This window comes from Flavobacteriales bacterium, assembly GCA_030584065.1.
GTDB lineage: Bacteria > Bacteroidota > Bacteroidia > Flavobacteriales_F > PHOS-HE28 > PHOS-HE28.
Window position 1 is genome coordinate 2,669,633 of sequence record CP129489.1, and the last position, 23,067, is coordinate 2,692,699.

The window sequence follows — 23,067 nt, forward strand, 5'->3', positions numbered from 1 at the left end:
CCGGGACCTTGGAACGGCCTGCCGCGGAAGGGGTTACCCATCAGAACCGCCCGGCGAAGCGCAACCGGGTGAGCACCTTCTGGAGCGCCCGCAGCACGCACTCACCCGCCAGCGCATGCAATCCGCCATGGGCCACTGTCCGGCGGAGGTGGGGCTCCGGGATATCCACCCGGTACATCGCCGCTTGCAGCGCGGCGGTGCCTTTCCCTTGCAGGGCTTCCAGCTGCGGCTGAATCGCCTCCCGCAGGGCCTCGAAAGCCTGCTCCCCCACGGCCGGCTCCTGCAGCTGTTCCTCATCCAGCGCAAGGTCCTTCCGCAGCTGCAGCACGGTCTGGTGCAGGACCTCCGCACGATCGAGGTGCCTTGCCAAGCCTTCACTTCCGGGTTTCGACAGGTGCATGTTCACGCGAGGTCCCAGCGCCTCAAAGGTGGGCAGAGGCTGGCACTATTTTCGCCCGGCGCGGGCCGAATCATCCACCGCCATCCCCCGACCAACCATGCGCGCATACCTGCTCTACGCCCTGCTTTCCGCCCCCATCGGCCTCATGGCCCAATACGGCAGCTTCGATGCCGCTGCCGTGAAGGCCTCCAAGGCGACCACCCTCACCGTTGTGCTCGACCCCGGGGATTCACCCTTCAACCGGACCATCATGGAAGCGGTGAAGGGCAATTGGACGCTGCACGCCTCCTTGGACTTCATCACGGCAGCCGACCTGGGTGCCCAGCCCATGACCCCGGAGAAGACCTATCTGATGAAGACCACCAAGGTGGACCCCGTGAAGTTCGAGGGCACCTTCCTGTCGGTGGTGAAGGGCTGGAAGCAGCGCAAAGGCGAATCGTTCCAGTTCAAGGAGTATGCCTTCACCGGCGTGCCCGCGGAGCAGGAGCTGGCCTTCATCATGATCGATCAGAAGGCGCTGGGCGAGGGGCGGAATGCGGCGATGCTGACGGTGTACGTCAAGCACCTGCAGGATTACCTGAAGCAGGTGGAGGCCGGGCGCATCATCGACAAGGCCACGGCCGACCGGCTCTACGCCAGCCGGACGCGGCTCATCCGCGACACCGAGCTGCACATCGCGCAGGAACACCTGGACAAGAGCCTGCCCGATCTGAACAAGGTTCAGGAGAGCTATACCGCTCCGGTGCAGATCGGGAGCCTCGCACAGGTCATGGAGCGCGTTTCGGCCCAGGATAGTGGCAGCACCGTCACGGACGTGCTGCTCACAGGCGAATACAAGACGAAGCACTGCTTCAAGCGCATCTTCAACGCCGGTACCGGCGAGCTGATGTACCTGGGTGATGATGCGGCCTTGGCCGGCAAGAAAGAGGGCATCATCGCGCAGGACCTGCTGAACGTGATGCGCGCCCGATGACAGACAGGCCCCCGCCAGGCGGGAGGCCGACGGACGAACCGAGTTGCCCCGACGGCGGGCCGCATCCGCAGGGTTTGGGCGCGAACGGGCGCAAGCATGAGCGTTGAACCGCCCTCCAGGCGGGAAGAGCGGGAGCCGTGCCTACATTGGCGATTCACAATCCCTTCTCCAAATGCGTTTCGCTTACCTGACCGTGGCCCTGGCCCTCGCTCCCTCGCTGATGGCTGAACACCTGCCCGGCGGCAGCATCACCACGCGCTGCATCGGCAATAACCAGCACGAGGTGACCTTGACGCTCTGGCGCGAATGCTCGGGCGCGCCCATGATCGCGCAGAACCTCGCCTTCACCAACAATTGCGGGGTGAGCTTCAGCATCAACAACGTCCCGCTGATCGCTACGGAGGAGGTCTCCCCCATCTGCCCCGACCAGCAGGACCAGACCACCTGCGAGGGCGGCACGCTCATCGGCATCGAGCAGTACACCTACCGCACCACGCTCTTCCTGAGCCCCTGCAACTTCTGGACGATCGGGTGGAACACCTGCTGCCGGAACGAATCGGTGAACCTCGAGGGCGCCCAAGGCATCTACATCGAAGCGCTGGTGAACAACATCGGCGGTGCCTGCAACAGCTCCCCGGTCTTCTCCGACCAGACCCCACCCTTCGTTTGCGTGGATCAGCCCGTGAGCTATGACCCGGGCGTGGTGAACTCCGCCGGGCAGCAGCTCAAGTTCCGTCTCATCGGCGCCCGCCGCTACACCGGGACAGTGGACCCGGTGCTCTACCAGGCCCCCTACACCGGAGCGGAGCCCTTCACGGGCATGGTCATCGACAGCCTCACCGGCAACATCGCCTTCACCCCCACTCTCCAGGGCTACATCGTGTGCGTGATCCAGGTGGAGGTCCGCAATGCAGCCGGCCAGTGGGTCGGCACGATCATGCGCGACTTCCCCTTCATCGCCCAAGCCTGCGGCAATACGGTGCCCAGCGCGGATAGCGGAGTCACGGGCGGCGCATCGGGGAACGCCGCGCCAACAGGCCCTTACACCGTAACCACTTGCGGCGGTGCGTTCTGTTTCGAGGCCACCGTGGCGGATGGGGACCCGGGGCAGGCGCTCACCCTGGGCAGCAACGTGGACCAGGTCCTCCCCGGCTCGAGCTTCACGGTGACCGGTACCAACCCGGCCGTGGCGGCCATCTGCTGGAACAGCGCTGGCGCAGCACCGGGCAATTACGTGTTCACCATCACCGCGCTCGATGATGCCTGCCCCGTGCGCGGCGCTCAAACCTACACGTACACCCTTACCGTAGGCACCGCCGATGCCACCGCTGGCCCTGATGCAACGGCGACGCTCTGCCCCGGCAGCGGCATCGACCTCACCAGCCTGATGACCGGTGATGCCGGCGGCACTTGGAGCGCCGGGCCCCTCGTCACCGAACCGGGCGTCTACACATATACCATCACCAGTGCGTGCGGGGAGGACGAGGCCGTCTTCACCATCGAGCCGGGCGAAGCCGCCGATGCCGGACCGGATGCATCGACCACCATCTGCGCAGGCGGAACGGTGGACCTGGATGGGCTGGTGCTAGGGCAGAACGGCGGCGTGTGGAGCAGCGGAGCACCGATCACCTCCCAGGCCGGCACCTACACGTACACCGTGACCAATGCGTGCGGCTCCGATGAGGCCTCCTTCTTCGTCAGTGTCGCTGCGCCACCCGACCCGGGCATCGACAACACCGTGGATGTCTGCCCCATCGCCAGTGCATTCACCATGCTCGATTCCCTGCTCGGCACGCCTGATCCAGGAGGCGCTTGGTTCAGCCCGGACAACAGCAGCCATGGGCCCGTCTTCGACCCCTCCATCGACCCGGCAGGGGTGTATTGCTATCGCGTGCCCGGAACAGCGCCCTGCCCCGACACCGAGGCCTGCCTCACCATCGCGTTGCTGCCCCCGACGGACCCCTATTGCATCTGGCTCGGCAGCCCGGAGCTTGCGCCGGAACAGCTGATCGCTCCCAACCCCAGCGCCGGGCAGCTGCGCTTGAGCGGTCTTCATGCCATCCATGCCGAAGTGATCGACGCCAGCGGGCGCATCGTATTCCGTACGGCCTTGGCTTCAGCGCCGGAGCAGTGGGTCGACCTTCCGACCACCCTATCCCAAGGCGGATACCTGCTTAAAGCGACCCGGCGCGATGGCACCGCATTGATCCAGCGCTTCAATCTGGTGCGTTGATCGGACGACCCATCAAATGTCAACAGGCGCCGAGCTGATCGGCGCCTGTTGTTGTTTAGCGATCATGGCGATCGTTCTGATCACGGGCGGCAGCGGACTCATCGGCCGTCGGCTCAGTCGCAGCCTCGTCCAAGGCGGACACGCGGTGCGCTGGCTGAGCCGCTATGCCGGTGAGCGCGAGGGCATCCGCGCCTTTGCATGGGACCTGCGCTCCGGCACCATCGACCGTGACGCATTGGAGGGCGTGGACCATGTGGTACACCTGGCCGGGGCCGGGATCGCAGACCGGCGTTGGACGGCAGCGCGCATCCGGGAGCTCATCGACAGCCGCAGCACGAGCGCGCGGCTGCTGCTCACCGGCTTCATCTCAACGGGGCAGCTGCCCCGGACGATGGTGAGTGCAGCGGGCATCGGGTATTACGGTGCCATCACCTCCGACGGGCCGCTCACCGAAGAGGCGCCCCCGGGCAAGGACACCATCGCCCGCATCAGCCTGGAGTGGGAGCGCAGCGTGGACGAATGGTCATCGCATTGCCGGGTGGTGAAGCTCCGCACGCCCGTGGTGCTCGCCCGGGAAGGAGGTGCGCTGCCCAAGCTGGCGCTGCCTGTGCGCCTGGGTCTCGGCGCTGCGCTCGGCAGCGGAAGGCAATGGATGCCCTGGGTGCACATCGACGACCTGGTGGATGCCTACACCGCTGCCATCGCCGACGAGCGGATGCGCGGGGCCTATCATGCTGTGGGCGGCAATGCCACCAATGCCGAGCTGATGCGCACCCTCGCCCGAGTGCTCCACCGGCCCTTCTTCCTCCCCAACGTTCCCGCGCCGCTGCTCCGCCTGGCGTTGGGCCGCATGGCCGATGTGCTGCTGGAGGGAGCCCCTATTGACGGGAGCCGCCTGGTCGCGGCCGGGCATGGTCCCCGCCGCACCGTGCTTGAGGACGCCTTGTACGACCTGCTGCGGCCCTCTTGAGCGTCAGGCGCTACGGCCCATGAGCCCCAAGGCGAGCGCACGCAGGGGTGCCTTCCGCGGCTCCGGCACCCCCAGGGCATCAAGCTGCGCCATTGCCTGCTCCTCCAGCGACCGGATGAGCGCATCCGAGGCATCCCGCACACCTAGTCTCACCAGTGCATCGATCATCGCGCCGATGTCGCGGGCGACGCTGGCCTGCTGCATGGCCTCGGTGAGGGCTCCGGTGCCCTGCTCAAGCTCCAGGCCGCGGATCAGCAGCCAAGTCTTCTTGCCAGCGCGGAGGTCGCCCCCGCGCTGCTTGCCCGTCACCCGCGGATCGCCGAAGGCATCGATATGGTCGTCGCGCAGCTGGAAGGCCAGGCCGAGCTTCTCGCCGAAGCGCCCGAGGGCGGCCTGTTGGCCTTCCTGCCCGCCGGCCTTGATGGCCCCCAGCTCGAAGGCGCAGGCCAGAAGCACCGCGGTCTTGCGCCGGATCATGGCCATGTATTCTTCGGCCCCCACGCCACCGCGGTGCTCGAAGGCCATGTCCATGTCCTGGCCCTCGCACACCTCCAGCGCATAGCGGTTGAAGACCTGGAGCACGCGCGGATCGGCGCCCATGCACTGGTAGGCCTTCACGAGCATCGCATCGCCGCTGAGGATGGCGGTGTTCTCATTCCATCGCACATGCACCGTGGGCTGCCCGCGCCGGGTGGGCGAGCGGTCCATGATGTCATCGTGCATGAGCGTGAAATTGTGAAAGAGCTCCACCCCCAGCGCCACATCCAGTGCGGATTTCGGATCCCCGCCGAGCGCTTCACAGGCCATGAGGGTCGCCACCGGCCGAACGCGCTTGGCGGGCAGCCGCATGAGGTAGGCCATGGGCTCATAGAGCGCTGCCGGCGGCAGGGCGCCGCACCAGTCGTTGATGCGGGCCTCCACGGCCGCACGGTGCTCTTCCAGGGTGCGCATGCGCTGGGGTCAGCTCTTGAGGAGCGACATCAGGTACTGGCCGTAGCCGCTCTTCACCAAGGGACGCGCGAGGGCCTCCAGTTGTTCAGCATTGATCCATCCCTTCTTCCAGGCCACCTCCTCGATGCAGCCGATGCGCAGGCCCTGCCGCTCTTCGATCACCTGCACGAACTGGCCCGCTTGCATGAGCGAGGCGAAGGTGCCGGTATCCAACCAGGCCGTGCCGCGGTCGAGCAGCTCCACCCGCAGCCGCCCGCGGCGCAGGTACTCCTTGTTCACGTCGGTGATCTCGTACTCGCCGCGTGCGCTCGGCTTCAGGTCGCGCGCGATGTCGAGCACATCGTTGTCGTAGAAGTACAGGCCTGGAACGGCGTAGTTGCTCTTCGGCTTGGCGGGCTTCTCCTCGATGCTCAGCACCCTGCCTTCGGCATCGAAGTCGACCACGCCGTACCGCTCAGGATCGCTCACGTGGTAAGCGAAAACCAGCCCGCCATCGGGTGAGGTGTGCTCGCTGAGCATGCGTCCCATGCCCCGTCCGTAGAAGATGTTGTCGCCGAGGATGAGCGCCGCGGAGTCGCGGCCAACGTGCTCGCGGCCGATGACGAAGGCCTGCGCCAGGCCGTTGGGCTGCGGCTGCTCGGCATAGGTGAAGCTGCAGCCCAGCGCGGAGCCGTCGCCGAGCAGCTTGCGGAAGCTCGGGAGGTCGTGCGGCGTGCTGATGATGAGGATCTCCCGGATGCCCGCAGCCATGAGGGTGCTCAGCGGGTAGTAGATCATCGGTTTGTCGTACACCGGCATGAGCTGCTTGCTCACGGCGAGGGTCAGGGGGTGCAGACGCGTGCCGGAGCCGCCGGCGAGGATGATGCCTTTCATGCTACGATGATACGCCGGGCCTGCCGGACTCGGTTTCGTTGGCGGTTCCGCGCCCCGCCGACTCGAGCGGGAGCTCGGCCAGCTCGATGTCGCCTTCCTCGTCAAGGATGTCCAGGAGGGGCTCGCGGAAACTCTTGAGGGTCACGTACTGCTCGAAGCTGAGCAGCAGGGAGGGCAGCACGATGAGGTTTGTGCACATGGCTACCAGCAGGGTGAACGAGACGAGCAGCCCCAGCGCCTGCGTCCCTCCGAATTCGGAGAAGCTGAAGAGCGAGAAGCCGCTGAAGAGCACGATGCTGGTGTACATCATGCTCACCCCCGCCTCATGAAGGGCGGCGAGCACGGCCTCGCGGATCGAACGGCCGCCGAGCTTCAGCTCCATGCGGTAGCGCGAGAGGTAGTGGATGGCATCGTCCACGGCGATGCCGAAGGCCACAGAGAAGACCAGGATGGTGCTGGGCTTGATGGGTATGCCCAGGTAGCCCATGAGCCCGGCGGTGGCCACGAGCGGCACCAGGTTGGGCACCAAGGAGATCACCACCATGCGCAAGGACCCGAGCATCAGCGCCATGAGCACCGCGATGACGGCCACGGCCATCACCAAGGAGATGGCGAGGTTCTTCACCATGTACTTGCTCCCCTCCAGGAAGACCACGCTGGTGCCGGTGATGGCCACGCGGTAATCGGCCATCAGCAGGCTGTCGCGCCGTACCTCGATGCGGTCGCCGACACGGACCGAGTCGATCCGCTCGCGGTAGCTTGAGCCGCTAAAGATGCTGTCCACCTGGGCACGGACCCGGTCGAGCAAGGGATCCATCCTTGCCGTGCCGATGTCGGCGACCTGCATGGTGATGCGGGTGGAGCGCCTGTCCTCATCGAGGAAGCCGCGTGCCGGGCCGCCCGGCGTGGCGGCGTTCTCCAGGTATGGAAGGATGAAGGTCCGCTCGGTGCCCCGGATGAGGTCGTAGCGCGCCGGATCCCCGCCATAGAACGACTGCTTGATGAACTTCACCGCATCGGCCACAGACAGCGACCGGGAGAGCTCCGGGAAGGCAGCCAGCGAGTCCTGGAGGCGGGCGATGCGGCGGAGGTTCGCATCCTTCAGCACCTGGCCCTTCCCCTTGGTCTCCACCATCACCTCCAAGGGCATCACACCTTTGAACCGCTGCTCGAGGAAACGGAGGTCGTCCATGATGGCATGCTCCTGTGGCAGGTCGTCGACGATGCGGCTCTCGTTGCGCAGGCGGGTGACCCCGAGGAGGCCGATGCCGACGAGCGTCGCCGTGATCATGTACACCAGGCGGCGGTGATGGAGCACGATGCGCTCGAGCCATCGCGTGGCGCCATCCACCCAGCGGCGATCGAGGTGGGCCAGGTGGCGCTCCTTCGGCTCGCCCTGGAGGCTGAACAGGATGGGCACCAGCAGCAGGCTGAGGGCGAAGACGGCCATGATGTTGAGCGAGGCCACCACCCCGAACTGCCGCAGCGTGTCGCTGTAGGTGGGGATGAAGGTGGCGAAGCCCACGGCCGTTGTGGTATTCGTCATGAAGGAGGCGCGGCCCACCTTATAGACCACTCGGCTCAGCGCCTTCACCCGGTTGCGGTGGGAGGCGTACTCCTGGTGGTACTTGTTGATGAGGAAGATGCAGTTGGGGATGCCGATCACCACCACCAAGGGAGGGATGATGGCCATGACGATGGTGACGCGGTAGCCGAGCAGCCCGATGGAGCCCAAGGCCCAGACCACGGCCACCGTCACCACGGTGAGGCAGATGAGCATCACCCGCCAGCTGCGGAAGAAGAGCAGCAGCAGTGCCGACACCACGGCCAGCATCAGGCCGGTGAAGAGGCCGAGTTCCGCTTTGGTGAGGCCCGTGACCACGGTGCGGATGTAAGGGAGGCCGCTGCGCCGCACGCGGAATCCGCGCTGCTCGAACGCAGCGACGCGCGCATCGATGAGGTCCACCATGTCGCCGCGCTGCTCACTGTTGAAGCGCGCTGCGTTCACGAAGACCATCATCAGGCTGGTGTGCGTGCTGTCGTCGTAGAGCAGTCCCCGGTAGAAGGGAAGGTCCCGCACCCGGCTCTTGAGGCTGTCGACCTGCGACTGGCGCTCCGGCATCCGTGGCGACATCGCCTGCAGGCGGAACCGCTTCAGGCTGTCGTCGCGCACCAGGTCGAACAGATGCGCCTCGGAGAAGACGGAATCCACGCCGGGCTGTGCCTTCAGGTCCACGCCCAGCTGCCACCAGGCCTGGAAGTGCTCCAGTTCATAGAGGCGCCTGTCCTCCACGGCCAGCACGATGACATTGCCGTCCTCGCTGAAGCGGCTGAGCAGGCGCTCGTACTGCACATAGGCGCTGTCGCTCCGCGGGAGCAGCCCGCTGAAGCGATAGCTCATCCGCACGTTCTGCATGTTCCAGGCCATGAAGACCGTGATGAGCCCCAGCACCACGAGGATGCCGTTGCGGTTCCGGAGGATGCGACTGGAGAGCCAGTGCCACATGCGCGTACCGCGCCCAGCGAGGCCGGGTGGGCGGGCGACAAAGGAACGACTTCCGGGGCGGCGGGGTCAGAGCACCAGCCCCAGCGAGAGCTTCACCGCCAGATTGTCCAACGGCTCCGGCAGGCTGTTCGGCCCCAGGCGGCAGAATGCCGCGACGCCGAACCCCGTGAACCCCGAGCGCAGCACTTGGTCCACCTGCAACCCCGCTTCGTAGTACCCTTGCTCGAGGGGCGTGAACGGAAGGCCGCGGTGGCGCTCCGGCCGGGCCAGTCCGCCCCAGGCCGCATTGGCCACCACAATCGGCACCGGCCGCCATTTCCGGCCCTTGTAAAGCAGGTTGCCGAAGCTGTGGCGGAGGTGCACCGCGGCATAGCGGTCGGCCAGGAACTCATTGGGCCGCATGGTCTCGAAGGTGTTGCGCCCGGCGAGCGGCAGGCGCGGCAGGTTGGTCCCCCGCAGGTTGTACAGCCAGGAGTAGGGGGCGTCATCCTGCGCCAGGCCGGCCATCAGCCGGAAACCCAGCTCGCCGGCCATGCGCAGCTTGATGGACTTCTCCACCATGGCATCCAGGCGCCAGAAGGACCGGTCCCCCTCCCAAAGGCCCCGCGCGGCCTGCATGGCCCGCACATGGAGCACCGGCCAGCGCGAGGGCAGGGCAATCTGCCGTCCCGGCAGCTGCGCCACCTGCTCGCGGAATGCGAAGCGGGCGCCCAAGGTGTAGGCGCCTACCAGGAAGCGGTCGCTGAGCAGCGTGACGCTCTCCCCTGCCGGTTCCGCCAACTGATACCCCAAGAGATTCTCACGGTCGATCCGCTCAGTGCCCACCCAGATGCGCAACGCGCTGCTGATGCGCCAGGCCAGTTCCGCTCCGAAGCGCTCCTGCAGGTCCATCCGGTCCACGTAGAGCCACCGGTAGCCTTCCGGGTCCAGGAGCGCGGAGCGCGCACCCGGGAAGGCGACACCGCCGCTCTCGGTCACATCCAGATCGCAGTAGAGCCGGAGCTCCCCGCCGCGGCCCGGGCGCGGCTTCAGCGTCAGGTCCGCTCCGTGCTTGAAGGTCTCGTCCTGGAACCCATAGGCGAGATAGCCGCCCAGCGATGCATGCCGCGTCAACCGGTCATTGGTGGCAGCGCCCAGCCCCAGCCTGAAGCCTTCGTACCCGTTGTAGCGCATCAGCTGATCGAGGCGCAGATCGATGGGGCCAACGGGCAGGCGTCCGGTGGCAAGCCGCTCGAACCACTTCACGCGCTGCTCGATGCCCTCCGCACGGCTGAGGCTGTCGATGGCATGGTAGGTGCGCCGCTCCTTCGGGGCGAGGGTATCCGCGCGGACCGATTCCCAGAAGGCATCATCGCGCTGCACCGCCATGCGTTCCATCACCAGCTCGGCCCCCCGCACCTCCTTGCGCGCAATGGGTGCATCCACCTCGATGTCCCGCAGGTAGGTGCGCCCGATGCCTTGCACGGCGAAGCTGCTCATCTTCACCTGGTCGAGGTAGAGGAAGGTGTTGAGCTGGACGGGGAACCAGGTGTCACCGAACCGCTGGAAGCGCTGCTGCAGCTTGATGCCGGTGCCACCGCTGCGTTCCACGGGCTCGGCGATGACATTCTGCAGGGCGTAGCCGTCAGTGCTGACCCAGAGCACGCCCTTGAGCGCCTCGAAGGTGCGGCCGCTGCGGGGCCGGTACGAGATCACGAACACGCTATCGCGCCCCTGGAGTAGCGTATCCTCCAGCATGAACAGGTAGCGATCGGTGCTATTGGGGCTGATGGGGCTCAGGTAGGCCTTCTCGTTGATGCGGATCTGCGGCGCGTAGATGGAGAAGGTCTTGGTGCTGGCTGCCAGGGCGAGCAGCGAGGGATCCTGGAGGCCGCTCACCCGCATCGCCAGGACCTCCTCCTTCTCATCGGCCGGTGGGATGAAGGCCTTGCGCGTGGCGCTCTCGATGAGCAGCAGGTGCTGCTTGCCGAAGAAATCCACCGCTTCCCGGTCATTGCTATCGAGCGCGGCCAGCCGCTCCGGATCCGCCAGCAGGGCGCTATCCACCGCGCCGGTGAGGACGGTCTTCGAGTAACTCGTATACCGGTGCGCACGATGGCGCAGGCCATCGTTGATGCGGCGGTTGGCATGCACGCGCTCGATGATCCGGTGGGCGGGATTCTCTCCCGGCACCACCACGGCCTCCGCCAACGCGATCGCCATGCGCTCCATGCGGACAATGCCCGCATCCTCGCCGTCCACCTCCATGGCCAGTGGCGCATAGCCCACGTAGCTGAACCGCAGCGCGACGGGAAGGCCGCTCACCGGAACCACGAAACGGCCATCGATATCGGTAGTGGCCCCGTCCCCCATCGCCGGAAGCACGTGCACGAAGGCCAACGGCTCCGAGGTCCGGCTGTCGACCACGCGCCCATGGACGGTGAACTGGGCCCAAGCCGGTGCCAGCAGGCCGGCGGCGATGAAGGCGAACGCTGCACGCATGTCGTTAGGACACCACAGGTGACGCATGGGGGCCGGTGAAAGTAACTGCGGCACTGCACGCCCGCCGGACCCTCGGGGTGCCAAGGACCTACCTTGCCGCCGTGCTCGCCCCCCTCCGCGATGGCCTCGAATGGTCGCGCAAGGCCACGCCCCGGCGCCTGCGCAATGCCGCCGCATTGTGGAGCAGCTTCCAACGGGCCAAACGCACCAAGGAGCCGCGCATCGGTGGACTGCCCTTCAGCATCAGCTTCGAGCCCACCACCGCCTGCAACCTGCGCTGCCCCGAGTGCCCCAGCGGGCTCCGCAGCTTCACACGCCCCACCGGCAACCTGAAGCAGGACCTCTTCGCCCGCGTGATGGACGAGCTGGGCGACGACCTGTGGGCGCTCACCTTCTACTTCCAAGGCGAGCCCTACATCAACCCCAACTTCCTGGACATGGTGACGCTGGCCAGCCGCAAAGGCCTTTACACCAACACCAGCACCAACGCGCACTTCCTCACCGAGGAGAAGGCCGAGGCCACCGTGCGCAGCGGCCTTTCGCGCCTCATCATCTCGCTGGATGGCACCGACCAGCACACCTACTCCGCTTACCGCCGCGAAGGCGACCTGGCCAAGGTGATCGAAGGCGCCGAGCGCATCGTGAAGTGGAAACGGAAGCTGAAGAGCCTCACGCCCCATGTGGTGTTCCAGTTCCTGGTGGTGAAGCCCAACGAGCACCAGATCCCCGAGGCACGCGCCCTGGCGAAGAAGCTCGGCGTGGACGACCTGTGGGTGAAGACCGCCCAGGTGTACGACCCCAAGGACGACCACCCGCTGATCCCCACGCAGGACAAGTACGCCCGCTACCGCCGCAACGCCTCAGGCGTGTGGGAGGTGAAGAACAAGCTGGCTGACAACTGCTGGAAGATGTGGCACAGCTGCGTGATCACCTGGGATGGCCGGGTGGTGCCCTGCTGCTTCGACAAGGACGCCCACCACGTGCTTGGCGACCTACGCACGCACAGCTTCCGCGAGCTGTGGCACAGCGAGGCCTACATCGATTTCCGGCGGCAGTTGCTCACCGCGCGCAGCAGCATCGAGATGTGCCGGAATTGCAGTGAAGGAAGCCCGGTGTGGGCCTAGTTTCATGCGCACATGTGCTCATGGGCACATGCGCACATGACCTTAGACCTTCATGATGTCCTTCTCCTTCGCATCGATCAGGGCCTCCACCTTCTTGTTGTAGATGCCGGTGAGCTTCTCCACCTCGGCCTCCAGGCCCTTTGCGGTGTCCTCCGGCAGTCCGTCCTTCTTGGCGGCCTTGATGGCCTCCATGGCCTTCTGGCGGCTGCTGCGGATGCCCACCTTGGCGTGCTCGCCCTCGGCGTGGGCGGCCTTCACCAGGCCCTTTCGGCGCTCCTCGGTGAGCATGGGCACGTGGATGATCACGCTCTCGCCATTGTTGCTGGGGTTGAAGCCCAGGTTGGCACCGATGATGGCCTTCTCGATGGCGTCGATCATCTTCTTCTCCCAAGGCTTCACGAAGAGCGTGCGGGCATCGCCGGTGTTGATGGCGGCCACCTGCGAAAGGGGCACCATGCTGCCGTAGTAGTCCACGCGCACCGTCTCCAGCATGCCGGGGTTGGCGGCACCGGCGCGCACCTTGGTCAGTTCGGTCTCCAAGTGGTCCACGGCCTTGCGCATGTGTTCCTCGCAGGTCTTCAGGGTGGCGGCGGTGTCGAACATGGGTTTCCGGTGTTGTGGCCGCGAAAATAGCCAGCGCGGAACGTCCGCACGGGCGGCAGCCGCCGGCTACTTTCGCCGCCATGCGGTTCGGCAAGGCCCTCCGGCACCTGGTGGAGCATATGCAGCGCCTGGGTCTGATCACCGGCCTGCGCGTGCTCTGGCTGAAGCGGCAGCCGCCCGGGAGCTTGGCGACGCTGCACGTGCGCAGCCTTGCCGGCCCGGTCACCGTGCGTACGGGCGGCAGCGACCTGGCGATCCTCGATGAGGTGGTGCTCGATGGCGGCTATGACTTCCCGATGGACCCCGCCCCGGCCATCATCCTTGATATCGGCGCCAACATCGGGCTGGCCAGCCTGTGGTTCAAACAGCGGTATCCGCAGGCGCGCATCGTGGCCGTGGAACCCGACCCCGAGAGCTTCGCCCTGCTGCAGCGCAACACGGCGGCCGTGCCCGGTATCGCCTGCATCCAGGCCGCGGTGTGCGCCACCGATGGCGTTATCGGCCTTGAGCGCGGCGGCCTCAACCCCTCGGCATTCCATGTGCGCGCGCTACAGCCAGGTGAGCACGGCGTGGAAGCCATCAGCATGCCCAGCTTGCTGGAGCGCCTTGGCCTGGCGCAGGTCGACCTGCTCAAGCTCGACATCGAGGGCGCCGAGAAGGAGCTCTTCGAGGCCCCGGACCTCGCATGGATGGAACGGGTACGAACGCTCGCCGTGGAGCTGCACGACCGGCTGAAGCCGGGGTGCGGACATGCCTTCCTGAGCGCTGCGGTCCGCAGCCGGCGCAACTACGAGGTGCACGAATACCTCGTGATCGCCACCCGGGCCTAGAAGCCATCTCAACCGCATCCTTCACGCTGCGTCCGGGCCCATTGGCGGCCATCCTTCCCGGCTCACCCCCAGCAGGGCTCCAGCCCTGCGCGGGATTCGCGCCCTGCCTGGCCCCACGGGGACTCAGGCGCGCTACCGAGAGCCGTTCAAGATGGCTGGCTGCTAGAACTCCACCAGGGTGCCTACGGGCTCGCCGGCGATGAGGCGCGCTAGGTTGCCGGGCTTGTTCATGTCGAAGACGATGATGGGCAGCTTGTTCTCGTTGCAGAGCGTGAAGGCCGTCAGGTCCATCACGTTCAGCCCCTTCTCGTAGACCTCGGTGAAGGAGATGCGGTCGTACTTGGTGGCGGTCCGGTCCTTCTCCGGGTCGGCGGTGTAGATGCCGTCCACGCGCGTCCCTTTCAGGATCACGTCGGCCTCGATCTCAATGGCGCGCAGGGAGGCTGCGGTATCGGTGGTGAAATAGGGGTTGCCGGTGCCGGCGCCGAAGATCACCGTACGACCCTTCTCCAGGTGGCGCACGGCCCGGCGGCGGATGAAGGGCTCGGCGATCTGCTCCATCTTGATGGCGGTCATGAGCCGGGTCTTGTGGCCCTTGGCCTCCAGTGCGCTCTGCAGTGCCAGGCTGTTGATCACCGTGGCCAGCATGCCCATGTGGTCGCCCTGCACGCGATCGATGCCGCCCCCGGCCTGCATGCCGCGGTAGATGTTCCCGCCGCCGATCACCACGGCCACCTCAACGCCCTTGTCGGCGATGGCGATGATCTCATCGGCATACTGCCCCAGCCGCAGCGGGTCGATGCCGTAGTCCTGTTGACCCATGAGGCTCTCGCCGGAGAGCTTCAGGAGGATGCGCTTGTACTTGTTCGCCATGGTCGCTGGAGCGGCCCAAAGAAAAGAAAAGAGGGAGGCACCGGGCCTCCCTCTGCGATGCATCGCTTCCGGCTCAGATGGTGAGCGAGTGGCGCTTGAAGCCGGTGACCTTGAGGTCCTTGTCGGCGGCCTTCACGTACTGCTCCACGCTGAGCTTGTTGTCCTTGATGAACTCCTGGGCGAGCAGGGTGCTCTCCTTGAAGAACTTGTTCAGACGGCCCATGGCGATCTTCTCGGCCATGTCAGCGGGCTTGCCTTCCTGGATGGCCAGCTCCTTGCCGATCTCGATCTCCTTGTCGATCACGCTCTGGGGGGTGCTCTCCTTGTCGAGCGCGATGGGGGCCATGGCGGCCACCTGCATGGCCACATCCTTGGCCACGGTCTCGAACCCGGCCTTGCTCAGGCCGACGAGGCTCGCCACCTTGTTGCCCGGGTGGTTGTAGGCGAACACGAAGCCGGCATCCAGGGCGTGGCAGGCGCTCACGTCGATCTTCTCCCCGATCACCCCGGTCTGCTCGATGAGCTTCTCAGCGATGGTGAGGCCGTTGCTATCGTAGGCGGCGGCCTTCAGCGCCTCCACGGTGTCCGTGCCCTTCTCCAGCGCGATGGCGGCGATGCGGTCGGCCATGGCAGCGAAGTCGGCGTTCTTGGCCACGAAGTCGGTCTCGCAGTTGGTGCACACCAGCACGCCGCGGGTGCCGTCGGCGGCGGTCTTCGCGATCACGAGGCCTTCGGTGGCGTCGCGGTCGGCGCGCTTGGCGGCCACTTTCTGGCCCTGCTTGCGCAGCAGGTCGATGGCGGCATCGAAGTCCCCGTTCGCCTCGGTGAGGGCCTTCTTGCAGTCCATCATGCCCGCGCCGGTCATCTGGCGCAGCTTGTTCACATCAGCGGCGGTGATAGCCATGGTGCTCATCGTTGCTTGGTTTGCGACCGCTCGGATCAGGCGTTCTCATCGGTGGCGGGAGCGGCCTCATCGGCAGCTGCCACCTCCGTGCCTTCCTCCTCGGCGTTCTCGTCTACGGCGGTCTTGTCGTTCTTGCGCTCCTCCAGGCCCTCGTTGATCGCGGCGATCATGGTGTCCACGATGAGCTCGATGCTCTTGGTGGCGTCGTCGTTAGCCGGGATGGGGAAGTCCACCAGGGTGGGATCGCTGTTGGTGTCCACCATCGCGAAGGTGGGGATGTTGAGCTTGCGGGCCTCGGCCACAGCGATGTGCTCCTTCACGATGTCCACGATGAACAGCGCGCTGGGCAGGCGGGTGAGGTCGGCGATGGAGCCCAGGTTCTTCTCCATCTTCTCGCGCTGACGGCTCACCTGGAGCCGCTCGCGCTTGCTCATGTTCTCGAAGGTGCCATCGGTCTTCATGCGATCGATGGTGGCCATCTTCTTGATGGTGCGGCGGATGGTGCCGAAGTTGGTGAGCATGCCACCGCTCCAACGCTCGGTGACGAAGGGCATGCCGGTGGCCTTCACCTTCTCGGCCACGATGTCCTTCGCCTGCTTCTTGGTGGCCACGAAGAGCACCTTCTTACCGCCGCGGGCGATGCTCTTCATCGCGTTGGCGGCCTCTTCCAGCTTGGCGCTGGTCTTGTTCAGGTCGATGATGTGGATGCCCTTCTTCTCCCCGAAGATGTACGGGGCCATATTGGGGTTCCACTTCCGGCGCAGGTGGCCGAAATGCACGCCGGCGTCGAGCAGGCGTTCGAATTCTACACGTGCCATTTCCTTGTTGAGTTCACGTTCCTTGTTCCCGTTATCACAGGCATCCCGCCGGTAGCCATCCGCCCATGGGTGGATGAGTCCGCCGGGATTGGATCCTGAACAAGCGCAGGGACCTTAACGCTTGCTGAATTGGAAGCGCTTGCGCGCCTTCTTGCGTCCGAACTTCTTCCGCTCAACCGCACGGGGGTCGCGCGTCATGAGCTCCTCGGCCTTGAGCTTGGGCTTGTGCTCGGGATCGAGCTTCACCAGCGCACGGGCGATGCCCAGGCGCACGGCGTCCACCTGGCCGGTGATGCCGCCGCCGTCCACCGTCACGACGGCGTCGTACTTGCCCACGGTGTCGGTGAGCTTGAAGGGCTGCTGCAGCTTGAACTGCTGCAGGAGGATGGGGAAGTACTCCTTGCTGTCGCGGCCGTTCACCGTGATGTTGCCCTTGCCCTCGGAGAGGATCACGCGGGCGACGGAGGTCTTGCGGCGACCGAGGCTGTTGGTGGTTGCCATCTTACTTGATCGTATTCAGGTCGAAGGTGCGTGGCTTCTGGGCTTCGTGCTTGTGCTGCGTGCCCGCCACGACGTGGAGGTTGTTGAAGAGGCGCCGGCCCAGGCGGTTCTTGGGGAGCATGCCGCGCACGGCGATCTCCAGCAGGGCCTCCGGCTTGCGGGCCTTCAGGTCCTTGGCCTTCTCGCGGGTCTGGCCGCCGGGGTAGAGGCTGTAGCGCTGGTACTCCTTGTCGGCCATCTTGTTGCCGGTGAGGCGCACCTTGTCGGCGTTGATCACCACCACATGGTCACCGCAGTTCACATGCGGGGTGAAGGTGGGCTTGTGCTTGCCGCGCACGAGCATCGCCACTTTGCTGGCGAGTCGGCCAAGTACTTCGTTCTCAGCGTCTACCAGCAGCCACTCGGGCTGCACGGTGGCCTTGTTGGCCATGCTGGTGGTGTGGGTCGTCGATGCCACTGGACTGCGTGTTGAAAGGGTGCTTTCCGGAAAACGGGCTGCGAAGATAGCGGCTTTTCCCTGAAACGAACAATCCCCTGTTCGCAGAGCGGCTGTTGCCCCCTGGGAAGCAGAGCGCCCCGCCGGGCGGGCGGGGCGTCTCCGGTTGCCCGGCGCTTCGCTCAGGGCTGCTTCCTGGCCTCGGCAGCGCACTGCTCCTTGGCCATTTCGTAGCCGTCCTTGTAGTCCTCGTAATCCATCTTGGATGCGCCGTCGGCCAGGCTGATGGACTTGAAAAGAGCCATGGCAGCCGCGCAATCCCCCTTGGCCAGCAGCAGGAGACCGTAGTTGTACTTCGCCCGCAGCTGCGCCACCGGCTTCAATGCGGCATCCTCGGCCATCCCCTTGAACATCTCCACCGCTGCGTCCACCTCATCGAGCTCGAAGTGCTTGATGGCGGGGTCGAGCCGCTTGTTGAAGCCGGGGTCCGTCTTCAGCTTGATGGTCTCCATCAGCACGTACGGCGCCACCCATTGCCGGAACTTCTCCTGGAACTTGATGAGCGCCTCGCGCTGCAGCTCGCCCTTGTTGATGTCAGCAGCGCCGATGTAGCCCACGCCGGAGTTCTTCGCTTCGATGGTGACATAGTCGTTGAACGAGCCCTTGGTCTCGCCCGTCGTCAGGTCCAGCAGCGTGAAGTTGACCGACAGGATATAGGTGCCCTCCTTGTTGTTGTAGGCGATCCCTCCGCCATACCGGTTCAGCGGTATCCGGCCGGAGGAGCTGGCCTGGAAGAAGTCATCCTGCTGCACACGGCCGGTGAGCATGATGCCGGAGCCCCCGATGAGCTTCCCGATCTCGGTGACCGTGGTTTCGTCGAAGTTGCCGGAGAGCTGCTTCTTCTGGTCCTTCAGCACCTTTTCCAGCTGGTTGCGGTCATAGATCCTGGGGCCGTTCTTCAGTTCGTTCATCACCTGGGCCACGGCCTCGGAGATGTCCCGCGAGCGGTCCGTGATGGCCTGGTCGGGAGCGGCGAAATCACCGATGACGATGGCTTTGTGCTCCGACCAGTCGCGCTTCGGCTGGCGGTTGAACTTCACGTCCACGGTGCGGGCTTGCGCCGAGGCTGCGGCGGGCATGAGGAGCGCGGCGGCGACTATGAGGGTCAGCAGGGGCTTCATGGGCGGGCGGGTTATTAGTGGAGTGCCAGCTCCCAAGGATGGCGCAAGGCGCAGCCATCAGCAGGCGGCGGTGTCCGGTGATCGGCAGGCCTGCGCTCAGAAGCGCGCAGCGAGGCCGAGGTTCAGGTACGCGATCCCATAGCCGAACTCAAGGTAGGCGCCGATCTTCTCGGTGAAATAGTACCGGGCCCCGAGGTAGGTGGAGAAGGTGGCGAAGCTGATGCTCCCGCTGTAGCCGTAGTCATAGTCGGTGGTCACGCCGTTGACCGTGCGCGTGGATCGGTTGCGATAGCTGCCGATGTTGTACCCCAGCATCAGGCCCCCGTAGACATCCAGCTCATCCAATCCGTGCCACTCGTTGTAGTGCCAGCTGCCGCGCAGGCCGATGATGGTGTTCGACCAGCGCTGGTCGTAGTTGTAGGAGGTGTTCGCCCAAGGATAGTTCTGGGTGGCCTCGTACCGGACGCTCTTGTTGGCCAGGAAGGCCCCTACGCCCAGCACCCCAGGGCCCAGGGGCGTTACGCCGCGCTCGTAGCTGAAGGCCAGGGTCGGCGACACTGAGTAGCCCGAAGCGCCGCTGGTGACGTAGGAGTAGCGGTATCCGCCGAGCCCGATGCCCAGGTTGATGGCATTGGTGCCGACATCGAAGGATTGCGCGGACGCCGCTGGGGCCAGCACCGCAGCAGCCAGCACGAGCGTCAATGAGCAGGGTAGGTGTTTCATGAGTGAATGGTTTGGCCGCGCAAGATGCGAAACGCCGATGAAAGCGGGCAAAATTGCCGACCAAGGCACTCATGGCCTCGACCGAGGCAACCGGGGGTCGGCAACAGCGCTCCCCGCCTGATTCGACTCATGCCCTCCATCACCGGATCACCCCCAGCTCCCTGCCCACCTTGCCGAAGGCCGCCAGGGCCCTGTCGATATGGGCATCGGTGTGGGCCGCGCTGAGCTGCACGCGGATGCGGGCCGTATCCTTGGGCACCACGGGGTAGAAGAAGCCGATCACATAGATGCCCTCCTCCAGCAGCTTATCCGCCATCACCTGGCTGAGCTTGGCATCGCCGAGCATCACGGGTACGATGGCGGCGCCGGCGCCCCGGGTCTTGAAGCCCAGGGCCTCGATGCCCGTGCGGAAGCGGTCCACATTGCGCTCCAGGCGGTCACGCAGCTCGGTGGTGCTGCTGAGCAGGTCGATCACGGCGATGCTGGCGCCCACGATGGCAGGGGCCAGGGAGTTGCTGAAGAGGTAGGGTCGGGAACGCTGGCGCAGCATCTCGATGATCTCCTTGCGGCCGGTGGTGTAGCCGCCCATGGCGCCGCCGAGCGCCTTGCCCAGCGTGCCGGTGATGATGTCCACACGGCCCATCACGCCGCAATGCTCCACGCTGCCTCGTCCGGTCCTGCCGATGAAGCCGGCGGCATGGCACTCATCCACCATGACCAGTGCCTCGTATCGATCGGCCAGGTCGCAGATGCCCTTGAGGTCGGCCACGATGCCGTCCATGCTGAAGACCCCATCGGTGACGATGATGATGTGGCGCGCGCCATCCGCCCGGGCCGCCTTCAGCTGCACCTCCAGGTCGGCCATGTCATTATTGGCGTAGCGGTAGCGCTTCGCTTTGCAGAGCCGTACGCCATCGATGATGCTCGCGTGGTTGAGGACATCGCTGATGATCGCGTCCTCCTCACCGAGCAAGGGCTCGAACACGCCGCCGTTGGCATCGAAGCAGGCGGCGTAAAGGATGGTGTCCTCGGTGCCATGGAATGTAGCCAGCCTGGCCTCCAGCTCCTTGTGGATATCCTGCGTGCCGCAGATGAAGCGCACGCTGCTCATGCCGTAGCCATGTGTGTCCAGGGTGGCATGGGCGGCCCTCACCACGTCGGGGTGCGAACTGAGGCCGAGGTAGTTGTTGGCGCAGAAGTTCAGCACCTGCTTGCCATTCACGGTGATCTCCGCGCCCTGCTCACTGGTGATGATGCGCTCGCGCTTGAAGAGGCCCGCGTCATCAATGGCTTTGAGTTCGCGCTGCAGGTGGTGCTGGAGCTTGCCGTACATGGTCGTGCTGGATTGGTCGGCGAAAGTAGATGGCGGGGGGCGCCGGCCCATGCCTTCGAAATCACGGCATGGACTTGACGAAAATCATATTCGTCTTAATTTGCGGGCCCCTCAACGAAACAATGCGCTCATTCGTCGCCAGATTCCCGGTTCTCTCGTTCGTGGCACTGGCCCTCAGCTACCAGTTCGCGGTAGTGGGCTTCACCTGGTGGCGCCTCGATGGCGGCCACGACCTGGATGGAGATGAAACAGCGCACATGGTGTTCCGTCTTCGCGCGTTCGGCCCGCTGGTGATCGCCGTGCTGCTCACCATGCTCCTCGAAGGGCGCGAGGGCCTTCGCCATCTGTTCGGGTCCTTCTTCAACTGGAAGGTGGGCGCCCAATGGTATGCCCTCGCCTTCAGCTGGAAGTTCGTATTCACCTATGTCGGCGTGATCGCGCTGTTCCTCCTGGGCATCCGCGATTGGCCCGGCTGGGGCGCCGGCAAAGGGCCCACCGGCCTGATGCATGCCGCAGAGGCCATGGTCGGCAACCTGCCCTTCATCATCGGCATCGCCCTGGTGGAGGAGACCGCTTGGATGAAGTACTGCGTGACGCGGCTGCAGGAGCGGTACTCCGCCTTCCTTTCCTGCCTGCTCGTGGGCATGTGCTGGGGCCTCTGGTACCTGCCGATGCTGCTGGTGGGCGAAGGCGTGCCTGATGGCTACCCCTGGCCCGTGTTCCTGCTGAGCATGACCTGCCTGACCATCCTGCTGGGCTGGACCTACAATATGACGCACAGCGGCACGGTGCTCCTGATCATGCAGATCGTGAGCAACTGCGCGTTCTTCCTGATCCCCGTGCTCCCGGCCTGGCACCATGGCGATGCCACCTACGTCACGAGCTTCGTTGCCGTGAACTTCCTGAGTGCCATCACCATCGTAGCGGTCTTCGGGTGGCGGGAGCTCGGCACCCGGCCGCGCGCGCGCTGGAGCGATGGCCTGAAGCGGAACGCTGAGGAGGAGGAGTCCGTGAGCCAACCGGTCACTGCGTGAACGGGGCTCGGCCCTTCATCCATCTGCCGAGGTGCTACCGATGCCGGGCGCATCGAAGGCGCAGACCATGCCTTGATGGCATGCGGCGCTAGGGGTCCTCAAACCAGGGGATCCTGTGGCATCCCCGACCGAAGGGCAGCGCTGAGCGCTCCGTCAGCCCTTATCCACCACGCGCGGCACCTTGAAGTAGTCGCTATCCTTCACGGGCGCATTCATCAGGGCTTCCTGCTTGGTGATCGAGACCTGCGCCACGTCTTCGCGCAGCACGTCGGCCTCCTCGGTCATGAAGATCAGCGGCTCCACGCCCTTCGTGTCCACGGCATTGAGCCGCTCCACGAATGATAGCACGCGCTCCATGTCAGCGAGCATGGCCTTCCGAGCCGCGGGGTCGCTGTAGTCGAGCCGGGCCAGCTCTGCGATCCGGTCCAAGGTGGCGTCGTCGATCCTCATGGGTGCGAAGTTGGCGATTGCCCGACGTCGTCTGCAAGCAGGGGGCCTTCGATGACTTCGTAGACCCGCCGTCGCAGCGCCGGCAGGTCGGCCTCCGTGAGGCCCTGCGTGGGGATGGGGTCGTGCACGACCGCCCGGGCGACTCCGGGCCTGGCGCGCGCAAGCAGCTCGAGCGGCTCGCCGAAGAGGCGCCAGTGGTCCAGGAAGGTGACGGGCACGATGGGGACCTGCTTCTCGATCGCCAGCTTGAAGGCTCCGTCCTTGAAGGGCTTCATCCGAGGGGTGCAATCGGGGATGGTACCCTCGGGGAAGAGGGCGATGCTGGTGCCACGGTCGATGGCCTGCGCCGCGCGCCGGAAGGCCTTGGCGGCTTCGGTATGGCTGCCCCGATTCACGGCGATGTTCATGCCCTTGAAGAAGATGTTGAAGAGCGGCCATTTGAGCAGTTCATACTTGCCCATGAACAGGAAGTACCGCGGAATGACGTTGTACATCTGGATGATGTCCAGGTAGCTGCTGTGGTTGCAGCAGATCACATAGGGCGGTTCCGGCAAGGGCGCCCGGCGGACCAGTCGAACGGGGACACCGCTGGCCCACTGCAGGAACCAGGCCCAAGCCCGCTTGAGCCGGAAGGCCCTGGCATAGCGGTCGGGTTTCTTGAGCAGCACCCGGAACGGCAGGTAGAGCAGCACCAGGGAGCTGAAGAAGACGAAGCCGAACCACAGCTTGTAGGCCCAGCGCAGGGGCAGGAAGAGCCAACGCGCCACAGGGTTCCTGCGGCTCTCTCCATCGCGCACGCGCGGGCGCTCGGGTAAGGCTGCCGGAGTCATGGAAAGGCCGCGAAGGTAGAAGGCCCCACCTCGGCCGTGC

General features: G+C 65.4%; 22 protein-coding genes. 6 read left to right on the forward strand and 16 right to left on the reverse strand.

The window, feature by feature from the left end:
* Positions 1-40: 40 nt before the first annotated feature.
* Positions 41-370, reverse strand: coding sequence for a hypothetical protein (locus QY325_11275; protein ID WKZ65343.1), 330 nt, complete (start codon positions 368-370; stop codon positions 41-43).
* A 127-nt stretch (positions 371-497) separates the two neighbouring features.
* On the opposite strand from QY325_11275, the gene QY325_11280 reads away from it, so the two are divergent.
* From QY325_11280 to QY325_11290, 3 genes are all read left to right on the forward strand, one after another.
* Positions 498-1,373, forward strand: coding sequence for a hypothetical protein (locus tag QY325_11280; GenBank protein ID WKZ65344.1), 876 nt, complete (start codon positions 498-500; stop codon positions 1,371-1,373).
* A gap of 172 nt (positions 1,374-1,545) precedes the next feature.
* Positions 1,546-3,606 carry a hypothetical protein gene (locus QY325_11285; GenBank protein WKZ65345.1) on the forward strand — a complete coding sequence of 687 codons (2,061 nt, stop codon included), beginning with the start codon at positions 1,546-1,548 and terminating at the stop codon, positions 3,604-3,606.
* A gap of 64 nt (positions 3,607-3,670) precedes the next feature.
* Positions 3,671-4,576, forward strand: a complete 906-nt coding sequence (locus QY325_11290; protein WKZ65346.1) for a TIGR01777 family oxidoreductase — start codon at positions 3,671-3,673, stop codon at positions 4,574-4,576.
* Between the two features lie 3 nt (positions 4,577-4,579).
* Here the strand turns inward: QY325_11290 and QY325_11295 are convergent, their stop codons facing one another.
* The 4 genes from QY325_11295 to QY325_11310 form a co-directional block, all read right to left on the reverse strand.
* Positions 4,580-5,527 carry a polyprenyl synthetase family protein gene (locus QY325_11295; GenBank protein WKZ65347.1) on the reverse strand — a complete coding sequence of 316 codons (948 nt, stop codon included), beginning with the start codon at positions 5,525-5,527 and terminating at the stop codon, positions 4,580-4,582.
* A gap of 9 nt (positions 5,528-5,536) precedes the next feature.
* Positions 5,537-6,400 carry a glucose-1-phosphate thymidylyltransferase RfbA gene (gene rfbA / locus QY325_11300; GenBank protein ID WKZ65348.1) on the reverse strand — a complete coding sequence of 288 codons (864 nt, stop codon included), beginning with the start codon at positions 6,398-6,400 and terminating at the stop codon, positions 5,537-5,539.
* A 1-nt stretch (position 6,401) separates the two neighbouring features.
* The gene (locus tag QY325_11305; protein ID WKZ65349.1) at positions 6,402-8,906 is read right to left on the reverse strand and encodes an MMPL family transporter; all 2,505 of its coding nucleotides are present in this window, start codon (positions 8,904-8,906) and stop codon (positions 6,402-6,404) included.
* A gap of 66 nt (positions 8,907-8,972) precedes the next feature.
* On the reverse strand, positions 8,973-11,387 hold the full coding sequence (locus QY325_11310; GenBank protein ID WKZ65350.1) for a DUF5686 family protein: 2,415 nt from the start codon (positions 11,385-11,387) through the stop codon (positions 8,973-8,975).
* A gap of 101 nt (positions 11,388-11,488) precedes the next feature.
* Between QY325_11310 and QY325_11315 the strand changes: the two genes are divergently transcribed.
* Positions 11,489-12,511 (forward strand): SPASM domain-containing protein, encoded by a 1,023-nt coding sequence (locus tag QY325_11315; protein ID WKZ65351.1) that lies wholly within the window; start codon positions 11,489-11,491, stop codon positions 12,509-12,511.
* Positions 12,512-12,553: 42 nt separating this feature from the next.
* Here the strand turns inward: QY325_11315 and frr are convergent, their stop codons facing one another.
* The gene (gene frr, locus QY325_11320) at positions 12,554-13,114 is read right to left on the reverse strand and encodes a ribosome recycling factor (GenBank protein WKZ65352.1); all 561 of its coding nucleotides are present in this window, start codon (positions 13,112-13,114) and stop codon (positions 12,554-12,556) included.
* Between the two features lie 80 nt (positions 13,115-13,194).
* Here frr and QY325_11325 point away from each other — a divergent pair, with 80 nt between their 5' ends.
* Positions 13,195-13,944, forward strand: coding sequence for an FkbM family methyltransferase (locus QY325_11325; GenBank protein ID WKZ65353.1), 750 nt, complete (start codon positions 13,195-13,197; stop codon positions 13,942-13,944).
* A gap of 162 nt (positions 13,945-14,106) precedes the next feature.
* Here QY325_11325 and pyrH read toward each other — a convergent pair whose 3' ends face one another.
* The 8 genes from pyrH to kbl all read right to left on the reverse strand — a co-directional run bounded on the left by pyrH (position 14,107) and on the right by kbl (position 20,713).
* Positions 14,107-14,817, reverse strand: coding sequence for a UMP kinase (gene pyrH / locus QY325_11330; protein ID WKZ65354.1), 711 nt, complete (start codon positions 14,815-14,817; stop codon positions 14,107-14,109).
* 73 nt (positions 14,818-14,890) lie between these two features.
* Positions 14,891-15,721 carry a translation elongation factor Ts gene (gene tsf, locus QY325_11335; GenBank protein ID WKZ67977.1) on the reverse strand — a complete coding sequence of 277 codons (831 nt, stop codon included), beginning with the start codon at positions 15,719-15,721 and terminating at the stop codon, positions 14,891-14,893.
* Positions 15,722-15,756: 35 nt separating this feature from the next.
* A complete protein-coding gene (gene rpsB / locus QY325_11340) occupies positions 15,757-16,539 on the reverse strand; it encodes a 30S ribosomal protein S2 (protein WKZ65355.1) in 783 nt (260 codons plus the stop codon).
* Between the two features lie 114 nt (positions 16,540-16,653).
* Positions 16,654-17,040 carry a 30S ribosomal protein S9 gene (gene rpsI, locus QY325_11345; protein ID WKZ65356.1) on the reverse strand — a complete coding sequence of 129 codons (387 nt, stop codon included), beginning with the start codon at positions 17,038-17,040 and terminating at the stop codon, positions 16,654-16,656.
* Position 17,041: 1 nt separating this feature from the next.
* The gene (gene rplM / locus QY325_11350) at positions 17,042-17,497 is read right to left on the reverse strand and encodes a 50S ribosomal protein L13 (GenBank protein WKZ65357.1); all 456 of its coding nucleotides are present in this window, start codon (positions 17,495-17,497) and stop codon (positions 17,042-17,044) included.
* Positions 17,498-17,658: 161 nt separating this feature from the next.
* Entirely contained in the window at positions 17,659-18,657 is a 999-nt protein-coding gene (locus tag QY325_11355) for a CsgG/HfaB family protein (GenBank protein ID WKZ65358.1), read from the reverse strand.
* Positions 18,658-18,753: 96 nt separating this feature from the next.
* Positions 18,754-19,380, reverse strand: coding sequence for a hypothetical protein (locus tag QY325_11360; GenBank protein ID WKZ65359.1), 627 nt, complete (start codon positions 19,378-19,380; stop codon positions 18,754-18,756).
* 139 nt (positions 19,381-19,519) lie between these two features.
* Positions 19,520-20,713 carry a glycine C-acetyltransferase gene (kbl, locus tag QY325_11365; protein WKZ65360.1) on the reverse strand — a complete coding sequence of 398 codons (1,194 nt, stop codon included), beginning with the start codon at positions 20,711-20,713 and terminating at the stop codon, positions 19,520-19,522.
* Between the two features lie 122 nt (positions 20,714-20,835).
* Between kbl and QY325_11370 the strand changes: the two genes are divergently transcribed.
* The gene (locus tag QY325_11370; GenBank protein ID WKZ65361.1) at positions 20,836-21,747 is read left to right on the forward strand and encodes a hypothetical protein; all 912 of its coding nucleotides are present in this window, start codon (positions 20,836-20,838) and stop codon (positions 21,745-21,747) included.
* A gap of 153 nt (positions 21,748-21,900) precedes the next feature.
* On the opposite strand, the gene gatC is transcribed toward QY325_11370, so the two are convergent.
* Together gatC and QY325_11380 are read right to left on the reverse strand one after the other, a co-directional pair.
* Positions 21,901-22,197, reverse strand: coding sequence for an Asp-tRNA(Asn)/Glu-tRNA(Gln) amidotransferase subunit GatC (gene gatC, locus QY325_11375; protein ID WKZ65362.1), 297 nt, complete (start codon positions 22,195-22,197; stop codon positions 21,901-21,903).
* The gene (locus tag QY325_11380; GenBank protein ID WKZ65363.1) at positions 22,194-23,027 is read right to left on the reverse strand and encodes a lysophospholipid acyltransferase family protein; all 834 of its coding nucleotides are present in this window, start codon (positions 23,025-23,027) and stop codon (positions 22,194-22,196) included. Before QY325_11380 ends, gatC begins: the two co-directional genes overlap by 4 nt.
* Positions 23,028-23,067 lie beyond the last annotated feature (40 nt).